General features: G+C 72.9%; 12 protein-coding genes. 7 read left to right on the top strand and 5 right to left on the bottom strand.

Translation table 11 applies throughout. The annotated features are described in order from the left end of the window. Positions 1 to 210 precede the first annotated feature (210 nt). A complete protein-coding gene (locus ACQP26_RS24665; RefSeq protein ID WP_433494120.1) occupies positions 211 to 2,019 on the top strand; it encodes a glycoside hydrolase family 6 protein in 1,809 nt (602 codons plus the stop codon). Between the two features lie 108 nt (positions 2,020 to 2,127). Here the strand turns inward: ACQP26_RS24665 and ACQP26_RS24660 are convergent, their stop codons facing one another. From ACQP26_RS24660 to ACQP26_RS24640, 5 genes are all read right to left on the bottom strand, one after another. Next, positions 2,128 to 2,511 (bottom strand): hypothetical protein, encoded by a 384-nt coding sequence (locus tag ACQP26_RS24660; RefSeq protein WP_135241748.1) that lies wholly within the window; start codon positions 2,509 to 2,511, stop codon positions 2,128 to 2,130. Between the two features lie 74 nt (positions 2,512 to 2,585). After that, a complete protein-coding gene (locus ACQP26_RS24655) occupies positions 2,586 to 2,909 on the bottom strand; it encodes a hypothetical protein (protein ID WP_269704416.1) in 324 nt (107 codons plus the stop codon). A gap of 17 nt (positions 2,910 to 2,926) precedes the next feature. Then, positions 2,927 to 4,585 (bottom strand): sodium:solute symporter family protein, encoded by a 1,659-nt coding sequence (locus tag ACQP26_RS24650; protein WP_269704417.1) that lies wholly within the window; start codon positions 4,583 to 4,585, stop codon positions 2,927 to 2,929. Positions 4,586 to 4,721: 136 nt separating this feature from the next. Next, a complete protein-coding gene (locus ACQP26_RS24645; protein WP_433494119.1) occupies positions 4,722 to 5,843 on the bottom strand; it encodes a hypothetical protein in 1,122 nt (373 codons plus the stop codon). A 13-nt stretch (positions 5,844 to 5,856) separates the two neighbouring features. After that, positions 5,857 to 6,456 carry a hypothetical protein gene (locus ACQP26_RS24640; protein ID WP_433494118.1) on the bottom strand — a complete coding sequence of 200 codons (600 nt, stop codon included), beginning with the start codon at positions 6,454 to 6,456 and terminating at the stop codon, positions 5,857 to 5,859. A gap of 303 nt (positions 6,457 to 6,759) precedes the next feature. Between ACQP26_RS24640 and ACQP26_RS24635 the strand changes: the two genes are divergently transcribed. From ACQP26_RS24635 to ACQP26_RS24610, 6 genes are all read left to right on the top strand, one after another. Continuing rightward, positions 6,760 to 9,108 carry a nitrate- and nitrite sensing domain-containing protein gene (locus ACQP26_RS24635; RefSeq protein ID WP_433494117.1) on the top strand — a complete coding sequence of 783 codons (2,349 nt, stop codon included), beginning with the start codon at positions 6,760 to 6,762 and terminating at the stop codon, positions 9,106 to 9,108. Continuing rightward, the gene (locus ACQP26_RS24630; RefSeq protein WP_013288181.1) at positions 9,108 to 9,530 is read left to right on the top strand and encodes a roadblock/LC7 domain-containing protein; all 423 of its coding nucleotides are present in this window, start codon (positions 9,108 to 9,110) and stop codon (positions 9,528 to 9,530) included. The genes ACQP26_RS24635 and ACQP26_RS24630 overlap by 1 nt, the downstream gene beginning before the upstream one ends. Beyond that, positions 9,520 to 9,909: a DUF742 domain-containing protein gene (locus tag ACQP26_RS24625; RefSeq protein WP_269704422.1), complete on the top strand. Its 390-nt coding sequence runs from the start codon at positions 9,520 to 9,522 to the stop codon at positions 9,907 to 9,909. The genes ACQP26_RS24630 and ACQP26_RS24625 overlap by 11 nt, the downstream gene beginning before the upstream one ends. Then, the gene (locus tag ACQP26_RS24620; RefSeq protein ID WP_269704423.1) at positions 9,890 to 10,492 is read left to right on the top strand and encodes a GTP-binding protein; all 603 of its coding nucleotides are present in this window, start codon (positions 9,890 to 9,892) and stop codon (positions 10,490 to 10,492) included. The genes ACQP26_RS24625 and ACQP26_RS24620 overlap by 20 nt, the downstream gene beginning before the upstream one ends. Before the next feature lie 100 nt (positions 10,493 to 10,592). Continuing rightward, entirely contained in the window at positions 10,593 to 11,621 is a 1,029-nt protein-coding gene (locus ACQP26_RS24615; RefSeq protein ID WP_433494116.1) for a lactonase family protein, read from the top strand. Between the two features lie 177 nt (positions 11,622 to 11,798). After that, complete coding sequence (locus ACQP26_RS24610; protein ID WP_269704425.1) at positions 11,799 to 13,553, top strand: substrate-binding domain-containing protein; 1,755 nt, start codon at positions 11,799 to 11,801, stop codon at positions 13,551 to 13,553. Positions 13,554 to 13,704: the final 151 nt, after the last annotated feature.

The raw sequence follows: 13,704 nt of genomic DNA, 5'->3' as shown, positions 1-13,704 counted from the left end.
TCAGACGTCGAGGGCAACCGGCACCACCGGACGACGTCCGGCTCCATCGGCCGGTCCTGCGGACCGGTCGGCACCACCACCCCCACAACGCCCGTCCGGGTCGGGCGTCCCCCGAAGAAACCCGTGGCGCGCACGGTCGTTCCCACGACCGCCGCCGCCATTTGCGCCGGGCCGTACGCGGATCCGGTCTCGCCCAAGGAGATCAGTGGCATGAATCTGTGGAGAAGGCTGTCCGGCCGGAGCCGGACGCTCGCGTTCACCAGCGCCGGCGTCCTGGTAGCCGGTGGACTGGTGACCCTCCCGGTCACCGCGGCGCAGGCCGCCACCCAGTGCAGCGTGACCTACACGACCAGCGACTGGCCCGGTGGTTTCACCGGCAACGTGACCATCAGGAACATCGGTGACGCGCTCAGCTCGTGGAACCTCGGCTTCACCTTCCCGAACAGCTCGCAGCGCGTGGTGAACGGCTGGTCCGCGAGGTGGTCCCAGAGCGGGCAGAACGTCACCGCGCAGAACGAGTCGTACAACGGGTCGCTCGCCAGCGGCGCCAGCACCACCATCGGCTTCAACGGCTCCTGGAGCGGCAGCAACCCCAAGCCGACCCAGTTCACGCTCAACGGCACTGTGTGCAACGGCGGCACGCCGACCACCAGCACCCCGCCGACGAGCACGCCGCCGACCAGCACGCCGCCCACGAGCACGCCGCCCACGTCGACCCCGCCGACCTCGACGCCGCCGACCAGCCCGCCGCCGCCCGGGCAGCGGGTCGACAACCCGTACGCCGGTGTGAAGGGGTACGTGAACCCCGAGTGGAAGGCCAAGGCCGAGTCGGTGTCCGGCGGCAACCGGGTGTCGAACAACCCGACCGCCGTCTGGATCGACCGGATCGCCGCCATCAACGGCACGCCGGACAGCAGCTCCAACGGCGCGATGGGCGTCCGTGACCACCTGGACGCCGCGGTCGCCCAGGGTGCCGGCTACATCCAGTTCGTCATCTACAACCTGCCCGGCCGGGACTGCTCCGCGCTCGCCTCGAACGGTGAGCTGGGCCCGGACGAGCTGCCCCGCTACAAGGCCGAGTACATCGACCCGATCGCCGCGATCCAGGGCGACTCGAAGTACCGGAACCTGCGCATCGTCAACATCATCGAGATCGACTCGCTGCCCAACCTGGTGACCAACACCTCGGGCAACGCGGGCGGCACGGTCATGTGTGACACGGTGAAGGCCAACGGCGCGTACGTGAACGGTGTCGGCTACGCCCTGGCGAAGCTGGGCGCGATCGGCAACGTCTACAACTACATCGACGCCGCCCACCACGGCTGGATCGGCTGGGACAGCAACTTCGGCCCGGTCGCCGACCAGCTCAAGGCCGCCGCTGTGGCCTCCGGCAGCACCGTCGCCAACGTGCAGGGCTTCATCGTCAACACGGCGAACTACTCCGCGCTGAGGGAGCCGTACGTCAAGATCACCGACACGGTGAACGGCCAGACCGTCCGGCAGTCCAAGTGGGCCGACTGGAACCAGTACCTCGACGAGCTGTCGTTCGCCCAGGCGTTCCGGCAGAAGCTGGTCTCGATCGGCTTCGACAGCAACATCGGCATGCTGATCGACACCTCCCGCAACGGTTGGGGCGGCGCCGCCCGGCCGACCGGCCCCGGCCCGTCGACCAGCGTGGACGCGTACGTCGACGGCGGCCGGGTCGACCGCCGCTTCCACACCGGCAACTGGTGCAACCAGGCCGGCGCGGGTCTCGGCGAGCGGCCGCAGGCCAACCCGGAGCCCGGGATCGACGCCTACGTCTGGGTGAAGCCCCCGGGTGAGTCGGACGGCTCCAGCAAGGAGATCCCGAACAACGAGGGCAAGGGCTTCGACCGGATGTGCGACCCGACCTACACCGGCAACGCCCGCAACGGCAACAACATGTCCGGTGCCCTGCCGGACGCGCCGATCTCCGGCGCCTGGTTCGCGGCCCAGTTCCAGCAGCTCATGCAGAACGCGTACCCGCCGCTCTCCTGAGCCGCGGTGAGGGCCACCCGCCGCGGCGGGAGTGAGGCACCGCCGCGCGGGTTCCCCGGGCCCCTGGTCGACGCCCACGTCGACCAGGGGCCCTCGGCCGTCCCGGTGTCAGGGCACGGTGCGCTCGATCGCCGCCCGGCCCAGCTCGGCCAGGTCGCGGCGGGCCCGTTCCAGGTTCTCCGGCGTCACGTCCTGACCCCGGGCCTGCACCAGGTCCTCCGGATCCCAGGGCTGCTCGGCGCCGGTACGGATGTCGTCCGGGGCGGCACCGGTGCCGGTGCCGGTCGCGCCGGTCCCGGCCGCGTACGGGTCACCGATCAGGTTCGGCGAACCGGTGTCCGGCACCGCGCCGTCCGGCTCGGTGAAGACGGGGTTGTCCGGGTCGGTGCCGCCGCTGCGCAACTGGGGCACCGTGCTGTCGTCGTCCACCGCCGCGGCCACCTCGGGGGTCTCCTCCAGCGGCCGCTCGCCACCGCGGTCACGATCGGTCATGCTGCTGCCCTCCTGTCCCTTCGCGTGATCCCCGTGGCCTACCCGGTGCGGACCGCGCCATGCGGGCGGAGGGGTCAGGACTCGTCGCGCTGCGGCTCCGGCGGCTCGGTCGGGCGCAGCCGCTGCCACAGCAGCATCAGCAGCCCGAACACCAGCATCGCCGCGCCGGCCCACAGGTTGATCCGCAGGCCCTGCGCCTTCTCGATCTCGGCGGAGGTGTCGAACAGTCCCAGCAACCCGACGATCAGGCCGTACGCCACGAACAGGCCGCCGATGACCCGGCGGATGTCGAACAGCCGGGCCGCGGCGGAGCGCTCCTCCCGGGCGTCCTCGGTCTCGTCGACCAGCGGGTCGTGCGCCTCGCCGCCCTGGTAGTGGCGGTCCGCGTCGTCTGCCATGGCGTGCGTCCCCTCCTTCAGAAGACCGGGATGTAGAACAGGGCGGCGAGGACCACGGCGACGACGCCGAGCAGCACCGGGGAGCGGTACCAGGCGGTGTCGCCGGCCAGCGAGTCGTCGGCGAGCGTGGTGTCGCTGAGGCCGTACACCAGCCCGGTCAGCTCCCGGTCGGTCTTCGGCCGGGTCAGCGGCGTGACGACCGCGGCTACCACCGCGACGGTGGCGAAGGCCAGGCCGGCGCCCCAGAAGCTCTCCTCCAGGTCCGAGTTGAAACTGATCACGCCGCCCTTGTAGAGCAGGTAGGTGGCGGTCGCGACGACGGTGCCGGACAGCAGCGACCAGAACCCGGCCAGCGGCGTCATCCGCCGCCAGAACATGCCGATGATGAAGGTGCCGAAGAGCGGGGCGTTGAAGACCGAGAACAGCGCCTGGATGTAGTTCATGATGTTGCTGAACCCGGCCGCGATGAACGCCGTGCCGATGCCGATCACGACCGCGCCGACGGTGGCGATCCGGCCCACCTTCACGTAGTGCTCGTCCGGCATGTCCCGCCGGAAGTACGCCTGCCAGATGTCGTACGTGAACACGGTGTTGAACCCGCTGACGTTCGCCGCCATGCCGGCCATGAACGAGGCCACCAGGCCGGTCACCGCGATACCCAGCACACCGTTGGGCAGCAGGTCGCGCATGAGCAGCGGGATCGCGTTGTTGTAGACCAGGTCGCCCTCGTCGGCGCCCAGCCCCTTCACGGTGACCAGGGCGATCAGGCCGGGGATCACGGTGACCGCCGGGATGAGCAGCTTCGGGTACGCGGCGATGATCGGCGTACGCCGCGCGGCACTCATGTTCCGTGCGGACAGGGCGCGCTGCACCTCGGCGAAGTTGGTGGTCCAGTAGCCGAAGGAGAGCACGAAGCCGAGGCCGAACACGATGCCCAGCCAGTGCGCGCCGAGCGGGTTGTCGGTGCTGCCGGTGCCCTCCCAGGCGTGCAGTCCGGCCTCGCCGAGCTTGGAGTCGCGGACCGCGTCCATCAGTCCGCTCACGCCGCCGACCTTGACCAGCCCGATCACCGTGATCGGCACCAGACCGGCGATGATCACGAAGAACTGGAGCACCTCGTTGTAGATCGCGCCGGAGAGCCCGCCGACGGTGATGTACGCCAGCACGATCACCGCGCCGACGATGATCGCGAACCAGAGCGGCCAGCCCAGCAGCGCCTGCATGATCAGGGCCAGCGCGTAGAGGTTCACGCCCGCGATGAGCACCTGCGCGACCGCGAAGCTGATCGCGTTGAGCAGGTGGGTGGGGCGGTTGAAGCGCAGCCGCAGGTACTCGGGGACGCTACGGACCTTGGAGCCGTAGTAGAACGGCATCATCACGATGCCGAGGAAGACCATCGCCGGTACGGCGCCGATCCAGTAGTAGTGCACGGTCATGATGCCGTACTGGGCGCCGTTGGCGGCCATGCCGATGATCTCCAGCGCGCCCAGGTTCGCCGAGACGAACGCCAGGCCGGTGACCCAGGCGGGCAGCGAGCGGCCGGAGAGGAAGAAGTCCACGCTGGTACGGATCGCGCGCCGGGCGGCGAAACCGACGCCGAGCACCGTGACGAAGTAGAGCGCGAGGATCAGGTAGTCCACCGCGTTCATGTCCAGACGCAGGCCGCCGCCACCCATGCCCGTGCTCCCCTCGTGTGCACCGCTGCCCGCACGTACCCCGATTGCGAAGTTTCATGCCTGCTGGCCGGTCTGGGTACGGCGGAGCCCCGGCCGGGTCGCCGGCCGGGGCTCCGAGGGGTTCTGCGGGGAGGCCTCAGCGCCCCAGGACGCGGTCCAGGAAGTCGCGGTAGCCACGCACGGCGACCCGGAGCTGTTCGGTGTCGGTGGAGCCGGACTCCTGCCAGGCGCCGAGCCGGGTGCGCTGCTCGCGCAGGGCGGTGGAGAGCGCCTCGATGGCCTCCTCGACGAGCGACTCCGCCTCGCCGACCGCGGCGCGCGGGTCGTCCACGAAGCGCAGCTGCACGTCGCGCCAGCGGTCCCGGAAGCCCTGCGCGGCCTCGGGTGCGAACAGCGTCGCCGCGTCGGCGGGTACCGCGCCGGCCGTCGGCCGCTCCGCGCCGCCCAGCGTCGTGCCGGCCGCCCCGGCGGCTGCCGCGCCCGCCGCCACGGCGGCGGTGTCGGCGTCCACCCGGTCGTGCCGCCGGTCGGCGTCGTCGCCGGCGGGGACGGGCTCGGCGTCCGGGTCGACAAGGCCGGGCTCGGCGCTGCCGTACCCGACCGCGCCGTCGGCGGCCGCGTCGTCCCGGACGACGCCGTCGATGCGGTCGTCGGTGTCCACCGTGCGGTCGCCCCGGGCCACGTCGTCGCCGGTGCGGTCGTCCCGGCCGTCGCCGTCCACGTCATCGGCGGCGCCGGAGTGCTCGGCGTCCCAGCGGTCCCGGTCGTGCAGGCGGTCCCCGGCGGTCGGGTCGGCCCGCTCGTCGTCCAGCGGATCGGTGCGTCCCGGCGCGCCGTCGCCCGGCGCGGCCGTGTCCTCGTCGCGCGCGTCGCGCTCGTCCTGCGGACGGCCGCCGGCCAGCGCCGAGGCGGCTACCGCGTCGCCCACCGTGGCCGCGCCGAACGCCGTCGGCAGCGGCGCCGGCTCGGCGTACGGGGGTCGTCCGTCCTCGTCGCGCCCGTCCTCGTCGGTCCGGTCGGCCGCGTCGCGCAGGTCCCCGGCGTCGTAGGCGCGGGTCTCGTCGACCTCGGCGTCGCGCCGGTCGTCGGCGACCGCCGGGTCGTCGAAGGTGCCGCGGTCGTCCAGCGCGTCCTCGGGTACGTCGGCCCGGTCGGCGTCGCGTCGGTCGGCGTGCTCGCCCGGCTGCGGCACCGGCACCGGTGCGGACCGGACGGCCTCGGGGTGGTCCTGCGTGACCTGCTGTTCATCCTGGCGCATGGCGGCGGCCTCCTCAGCGGCTCGGGACGTCGTGGTCGTGGTCGGGGTGGCGCTGCTCCGGCTGCTGCGTGGACGTGGGCACCGGGTCCTCGCCGAGCAGGTCGGCGAAGAGGGCCCGGTAGTGCACGAGCGCCTGCCGGAGGTCCTCGGTGCCGGCCTCACCGCGCTCGTTGCGCTGCCGGATCTCGTGGGCGTCGCGGTAGTGGGTGAGCGTGCGGGCGTGCTCGACGGAGAGGTGGGCGATCTGGTCCGAGAAGTCCCCGGTCGGGTACCCGCGCTCGGCGATCAGACGGCTGACCAGCTCGTCGGCCTCGCCGACGGTCTCGGCGGGGGAGTCGACGAAGCGCACCTGGAGTTCTTCCCAGGCGGCGGCGTAGTGGGCCCGCGACTCCGGGCTCAGCGGGGTCAGCTCCAGCTCGGCGTGCCGGCGCTCCCGCTCCCGCAGCTCGCGCTCGGCGGCGCTGCGGCTGTCCTGTTCGGCGACGACCCGGTCGTACTCGGGGCCGAAGCGTTCGCGCAGCGCCCGGCGGCGGCTGGCGACCACGGCGACCGCGACGAGCGCGGCGATGACGGCGACGACGATGACTATGACGACTACCTGGGTGGACGACATGGCTCCTCCTTCGCACGCTGGTATTCCCTCGTGCGGGTGATCGCCAATCCCGTTCTGCGGCACTTTCCGCCCCGGCCGGGAAAAAGGCGCGCTGCCGCGACCGCCGTCCGGTGCCGCAGCGGTGTCCGACTGCGCCCGCCGTGCCCGTCTCGGACCGTAGTGAGAGCCGAGACGGCCGGTAGTGCATCCGCCCCGGATTACGTATCCTGCCCAAGGCGTCCGGGCCGGGGCCCGGCGTCGTGGCCGGCGAAACGGCGGCCGCTGCCGGCGCCACCGAGCGACACCTTCCCGGGCGAGGTCTGATTGAACACCCGTGACTGGCCGATCCGCGCCAAGCTGACCGCGCTGGTCATCGGCCCGGTGACCGGGCTGCTGGCGTTGTGGATCTTCGCCACCACGCTCACCTTCGGGCCCGCGCTCGACCTGCTCTCCGCGCGTACCCTCCTCTACGACCTGGGCCGCCCGGGCGAGGCCGTGGTGGCGGAGCTGCAACGGGAACGGCGGCTGTCGGTGGTCCAGCTCGCCGGCGACCGCGCCCTCCCGGAGCTGACCGAGCAGCGGGTACGCACCGACGACGCGATCGTCGAGCTGCGCCGCAAGGTCGACGGCGGTGACTTGCGCGACGTCGCCGACGCCCAGCTCGACAACCGGCTCGACCAGTTGGTCTCGGCGCTCGACGCGCTGCCCGCCGGGCGCGCGTTCATCGATGACCGGAAGGTCGACCGGGCCGGCGCCGTCGGCCTCTACAGCGGGATGATCGGCTCGGCGTTCCAGGCGTTCGGCGCCATGGCCGCGTTGCCCGACGCGCAGCTCAACCGGGAGGCGACGGCGCTCACCGCGCTGGGACGCTCCCGGGAGCTGCTCGGGCAGGCCGACGCGCTGCTGGCCGGCGCCGTCACCGCCGGCCGGTACGCCGACGGCGAGCACGAGCAACTGGTACGCACCGTCGAGAACCAGCGCTTCCTGGCCGAGATCGCGGTGTCCGACCTGCCGCCCGCGGAGCGGGCCGCGTACCAGCGGATGACCGAGGGCGCCGGGTTCGGCAAGCTGCGCGCGCTGCAGGACAGCCTGATCCGCTCGTCCGCGCTGCCCGCCCGGTTCGACATGCGGGCGTGGGACACCAGTCACGCCGAGGTGTGGCAGAGCCTGCGCGACTTCGAGCTGCGCGGCGCCGACGCCCTCGCCGAGCGGTCGGTGCCGATGGCCACCCGGATCCTCGTCCAGCTCGCCGCCGCCGGGGTGCTGGGCCTGGTCGCGATCGTGGTGTGCGTGCTGGTGGCGCTGCGGGTCGGCCGGTCGCTGGCGCAGCGGCTGACCGGCGTACGGGCGGCCGCGACCGAGGTGGCCGAACGCCGGCTGCCCGACGTGGTCGCGCGGCTGCGCCGGGGCGAGGAGGTCGACGTGGCCCGGGAGGCGCCCGAACTCGACCACGGCGGCGACGAGATCGGTCAGGTGGCGCGCGCCTTCAACGAGGTGCGCCGGACCGCGGTCCGCGCCGCCGTCGACGAGGTGACGCTGCGCCGCGGCTTCAACGAGGTGATCCTCAACCTGGCCCGGCGCAGCCAGGGGCTGGTGCACCGGCAGCTGGCGCTGCTGGACCGGCTGGAACGGCGTACCGAGGACCCGGACGAGCTGGCCGGGTTGTTCCAGGTCGACCACCTGGCGACGCGGCTGCGGCGGCACGCCGAGGACCTGGTGATCCTCGCCGGGGCCGCGCCCGGACGCGGCTGGCGCCGGCCGGTCGCCGCCGTCGACGTGATGCGCGGCGCGATCTCCGAGGTCGAGGCGTACGACCGGGTCGACGTGGGCGAGGTGGCCCCGGCCGGGGTGCTGGGCCGGGCCGTCGGCGACGTGATCCACCTGCTCGCCGAACTGATCGAGAACGCCACCACGTTCTCCCCGCCCGGCACCCGGGTGGACGTCACCGGCCGGACCGTCCCGGACGGCTACACCATCGAGATCACCGACCGGGGACTGGGCATGTCCGCGCCGGCCCTGGCCGACGCCAACCGCAAGCTGGCCGAGCCGCCGGAGTTCGACCCGGCCGGCAGCGCCCGGCTGGGGCTGTTCGTGGTGGCGCGCCTGGCCGCCCGGCACGGCGTACGGGTGGAGCTGCGGCCGTCCCGCCCGGCCGGGATCGTCGCCGCGGTGTTCGTACCGTCGGAACTGATCACCGACGAGCCGCCGGTGGGCGCGGACGCCTCCGCCGGGCCGGAACGGCGGCGCCTGGCCAAGGTGACGCGGCTGGCCACGGTGCCCCGGCCGGGGCGGCCGGTCCGGCCGGGCCGGGACCGGTCGGAGAGCACAGTGGTCCCGTTGCAGTCGGCGCGCGCCTCGACCGTGGAGCCACCTGCCGACGACGACGGCCTGCCGCGCCGGATCCGGCGCCGCGGCGCGACGGCGCGTCCCCGCGCGGTTGTCACGGACACCCCGGCCCACCGCACCCCGGAGGAGGCCCGCCGGGCCATGTCGGCGTTGCAGGCCGGCACCGCCCGCGGACGCCGGGACGGCACCCGCGCCGCCGGGACCGACCCGGCCACCCCCACGACCGAAACGCGCGACACCGGTACGCCGTCCACGACCGCGGGGCCGGGCGTTCAGCCCGCCCCGCCGGCGCCGGACCCACGAACCGCGACTGAGAGGGACGCCTAGTGGTGCACACGACGCGGCAGAACGCCGATCTCGACTGGCTGCTCGACGACCTGGTGGAGCGCGTTCCCGCCGCCCGCCAGGCGGTGGTGCTCTCGGCGGACGGGCTCCTGCTCGGGGCCTCCACCGACCAGGACCGCACCGACGCGGAACACCTGTGCGCGCTGGCCTCCGGCTTCTCCGGCCTGGCCAAGGGCGCCACCCGGCACCTGGGCGGCGGCGCGGTCCGCCAGACCGTGGTGGAGATGGAGTCGGCCTACCTGTTCGTGACCGCCGCCGGGCAGGGCGCCTGCCTGGCGGTGGCGAGCGACGCCGACGCCGACATCGGCCTGGTCGCGTACGAGATGGCGATGCTCGTCATCCGGGTCGGGGAGAACCTGGCCGCGCCGAGCCGGGTGGCGGGGGAGCGGACCGATGCGCGCTGAGTCGCCGGGGCCGCAGCACGAGTGGCTGGACGCCGACGCCGGACCGGTGGTGCGCCCCTACACGCTCACCGGCGGCCGGGTACGCCCACCCGTCGACGGCTTCGACCTGCTGGCGTTCGTGCTCGCCACCAGTGGCGCGGACCCGGCCGGTACGCCCGGCCTCCAGCCGGAGCACCGCCGCCTGATCGAGCTGGCCCGGCGGCCGAAGGCCGTGGCCGACCTCGCCGCCGACCTGGACCTGGCCGTGGGCGTGGTCCGGGTGCTGCTCGGCGACCTTCTCGCCCATGGACTCGTCGCGGTGCACCGCCCACCGGCCACCGCGTACCTGCCCGACGACAACATCCTCAAGGCGGTGGTCAGTGGACTCCGTGCGCTATGACCGGGAGCCGGAGGCGGCACGAGTGCCGCTGGCGCTGAAGATCCTCATCGCCGGTGGCTTCGGCGCCGGAAAGACGACGCTGGTCAGCGCGTTGAGTGAGGTTCGGCCGTTGCAGACCGAGGAGGTCCTCACCGGGGCCGGGCTCGGCACCGATGACGTCTCCGGGGTCGAGCAGAAGTCGACCACGACCGTGGCGATGGACTTCGGCCGGATCACCATCAACGACGACCTCCAGGTCTATCTGTTCGGCACCCCGGGCCAGGACCGGTTCTGGTTCCTCTGGGACGAGCTGGCGTTCGGCGCGCTCGGCGCGGTGGTGCTCGCCGACACCCGGCGGCTCGCCGACTGCTTCCCCTCGATCGACTACTTCGAGCAGCGGGGCATTCCGTTCGTGGTGGGCGTCAACTGCTTCGAGGGTTCCCGCCGGTTCGGCCTGGAGGCGGTCCGCGACGCCCTCGACCTGGACCCGGACGTGCCGCTGGTGCTCTGCGACGCCCGGGACCGGCAGTCCGGCAAGCTGGTGCTGATCTCGCTCGTCGAGCACGTGGCGCGGCAGCGCGGCGAGCCGGTGCCGGTGGGCTGAGCACCCGCACCCGATCCGTCGGGCGCGGTGGGACTGACCGGGCGCGCCACCGGGAAGCCTCTGGTTGGATCGCAGGCAGGACCGACGAGAGGTGGGAGCGGTGACCGGGCAGGACGAGATCGTCCACATCGGCGGCTACACGGCGGAGACGGGCGGGCGGGCCGAGGGCGTCGTGGCGGCCCGGCGGGACCGGGCGACCGGGGAACTGACCCCGCTGGGCGTCGTGGCGGTCACCCCGTCGCCGTCGTTCCTGGTGCGGCATCCGGCGTTGCCGGTGCTGTACGGGTGCAACGAGTTGCCCGACGGGCAGGTGAGCGCGTTCCGGGTGGCACCGGACGGCGACCTCACGCCGCTGGCCGTCCGCGAGACCGGCGGCGCGGAGCCGTGCCACCTGGCGGTCGCCCCGGACGGGCGGCACCTGTTCGTGGCGAACTACGGCGGCGGCAGCGTGGCGGTGTTCGGCCTGGACGCCGACGGCGTGCCGGGGGAGCGCACCGATCTGGTGCGGCACTCCGGCCACGGCGCCGACCCGCAGCGGCAGGAGCACGCGCACTGCCACATGGTCTCGCCCGACCCGGCCGGCGGTGGGCTGCTCGCTGTCGACCTGGGCACCGACTCCGTCTACCGGTACGCGGTCGACGCCGGCCGGTTGACCGAGCGGGAGCCCCGCGTACGGACGGCGCCCGGGACCGGGCCCCGGCACCTGGCCCGGCACCCGGACGGGCGGCGCTGCTGGCTCGTCGGCGAGCTGGACGCCACGGTCACCGCGTACGAGCTGACGCCGGACGGGCCGCGGCAGCGGACGCGTGTCGACGCCAGCGGCCGGACCGGGCACGTCCAGCCCTCCGAGGTGGCGGTCGGGCCCGGGGGACGTTTCCTCTACGTGGGCAACCGCGGTGTGGGCACGGTCGCGGTCTTCGCGCTCGACGGTCCCGCGCCGGAGCTGGTGGCCGAGGTCGACACCGGCGGCGAGTGGCCCCGGCACTTCGCCTTCGCCGGTGCGCACCTGTACGTGGCGGACGAGCGGGCCGACATGATCAGGATCTTCCGGGTGGATCCGGACGGCGGGGTGCCCGAGCCGGTGGGGGAGCCGGTGCCGGTGGCCAGTCCGACGTGCGTCCTACCGTGACGGAACGGTCACCAATTGCCAGTCCGAAGTGGACTGAAGTCACCTTAAATGACTGACCAGTAACTTAACGTATGGGTTAGGTGATCAACTGTTTCTGCTGCGTAACTTTCGTCCGAACGGTTGTGGTGGTAACCCCACGAGGTACGCAAGATGGTCACCGTGTCTGGCCGCCATCGCATGCGTTCTCACCTCCGCGGAGCAGGTGCCGCCGCCGTGGCGGCCGCCCTGGTCGCCGTCGTAGCCGGCTCCTGGTTCGGCTACCAGCAGCTGGCCGGCCCGAACTGTTCGGGCCGCATCGAGCTGTCGGTGGCGACCGCCCCGGAGATCGCCCCCGCGGTGCGCGCCGCCGCCGACCAGTGGGTCTCCGACGGCGCGGCGGTGGGCGGAACGTGCATCGCGGTGAACGTCTCCTCGTCCGAGTCGGTCGAGGTGGCTGCCGCGGTGGCGAGCAAGCACGGTGCCACGCTCGCCGGCGTCGGGCAGGCCAGCGGCACCGCCGTCACCCCCGACGTCTGGGTGCCGGACTCCTCGACCTGGCTGGTCCGGCTCAAGAGCGGCGGGGCCAGCGCGTTCGCGCCGACGAACGGTGCCTCGATCGCGCGCAGCCCGGTCGTGGTGGCGCTGCCCGAGCCGGTGGCCTCGCGCATCGGGTGGCCGGACAAGAAGCTGCGCTGGTCCGACCTGCTGACCCAGGTCACCGCCAGCAAGCCGCTGCGGGCCGGGATCGTCGAGCCGACCCAGGACGCGGCCGGCCTGTCCGGCCTGCTGTCGCTGACCGCCGCGGCCAGTTCCACCGGCGAGTCCGGCTCGCCGAAGGCGCAGGAGGCGATGGTCGGTGCGCTGCGTGCGCTGGCGACCAACCGTTCCTCGCTGCGGCAGGACCTCCTCGCGCGGTTCCCGCGCTCGTCGGACCCGACGGCGATCGCCAACGGGCTGGGGGCGGCGGCGCTGTCCGAGGAGGACGTGATCGCCTACAACAGCACCAAGCCGCCGATCCGGCTCGCCGCGCTCTACCTCGAGCCGGCGCCGATCCCGCTGGACTACCCGTTCGCGGTGCTGCCCGGCATCGAGCCGTCCAAGGCGTCCGCCGCCCGGGTGCTCTTCGAGGTGCTGCGTACGCCGGCCTTCAAGGACCGGCTCGCCTCGCAGGCGCTGCGCGCGCCGGACGGCAACTGGGGGCAGGGCTTCCAGGCCCCGACCGGCGCGCCGAGCCCGGCCAACGGCGGCGCGAGCCAGGTGCCGCCGTCGGGTCAGGGCGGCGCGGCCGACCTCGACCCGGGTGCCATCTCGACCGCGACCACCACCTGGTCGGTGGCCACGCAGTCGGGCCGGATGCTCTGCGTCATCGACGTCTCCGGCTCGATGAAGAAGCCGGTCGCGACCGCCAACGGCGCCAGCCGGGAGCAGGTCACCGTCGCCGCCGCGAGCCAGGGCCTCGGGCTGTTCGACGACTCCTGGTCGATCGGCCTCTGGACCTTCTCCACCAACCTCCAGGGCTCGCAGGACTGGAGCGAGTTGGTCGGAATAAAGCCTCTGTCCAGCAACCGGGGCGCGCTCCAGCGCGGCCTGGCCTCGATCAAGCCCTCCAGCGGCGACACCGGCCTGTACGACACCATGCTCGCGGCGTACAAGAAGGTGCAGCAGGACTGGGAGCCGGGCAAGGTCAACTCGATCGTGCTGTTCACCGACGGCAAGAACGAGGATGCCAACGGCATCTCGCAGAAGGAACTGCTGGACCAGCTGAAGAAGCTGAAGGACGACGAGCAGCCGGTCCAGGTCGTCATCATCGGCATCGGCACCGAGGTGAACCGGGCCGAGCTGGAGTCGATCACCAAGGTCACCGGCGGCGGCGCGTTCGTCACCACCGACCCCAGCAAGATCGGCGAAATCTTCCTCCGGGCGATCGCGCTCCGACCGCCCGCCCCCCGCTGACCTGAAGCTCAGCGCTAGTCTTCCGCCGTACCGGAAATCCGGTACGGCGGAAGGCTTCCCGGGTCAAGACGCGGGATGAGAACTGACGGTAATGCGTCCGAATCAATCGGTAACCATAATTGTCCAGGCATGATGACCGGGTGCCTCGACC

The sequence above is a fragment of the Micromonospora sp. CA-248089 genome (genome assembly GCF_050948515.1).
Taxonomy (GTDB): domain Bacteria; phylum Actinomycetota; class Actinomycetes; order Mycobacteriales; family Micromonosporaceae; genus Micromonospora.
Note: the sequence above shows the minus strand (reverse complement) of the source record. Positions and strands in the feature narration are given on the sequence as shown.

Bases quoted from the DNA above. Each gene is read 5' to 3' on its own strand.
- ACQP26_RS24665 (WP_433494120.1), top strand. From the start codon at position 211: ATGAATCTGTGGAGAAGGCTGTCCGGCCGGAGCCGGACGCTCGCGTTC.
- ACQP26_RS24660 (WP_135241748.1), bottom strand. From the start codon at position 2,511: ATGACCGATCGTGACCGCGGTGGCGAGCGGCCGCTGGAGGAGACCCCC.
- ACQP26_RS24655 (WP_269704416.1), bottom strand. From the start codon at position 2,909: ATGGCAGACGACGCGGACCGCCACTACCAGGGCGGCGAGGCGCACGAC.
- ACQP26_RS24650 (WP_269704417.1), bottom strand. From the start codon at position 4,585: ATGGGTGGCGGCGGCCTGCGTCTGGACATGAACGCGGTGGACTACCTG.
- ACQP26_RS24645 (WP_433494119.1), bottom strand. From the start codon at position 5,843: ATGCGCCAGGATGAACAGCAGGTCACGCAGGACCACCCCGAGGCCGTC.
- ACQP26_RS24640 (WP_433494118.1), bottom strand. From the start codon at position 6,456: ATGTCGTCCACCCAGGTAGTCGTCATAGTCATCGTCGTCGCCGTCATC.
- ACQP26_RS24625 (WP_269704422.1), top strand. From the start codon at position 9,520: ATGCGCGCTGAGTCGCCGGGGCCGCAGCACGAGTGGCTGGACGCCGAC.
- ACQP26_RS24610 (WP_269704425.1), top strand. From the start codon at position 11,799: ATGCGTTCTCACCTCCGCGGAGCAGGTGCCGCCGCCGTGGCGGCCGCC.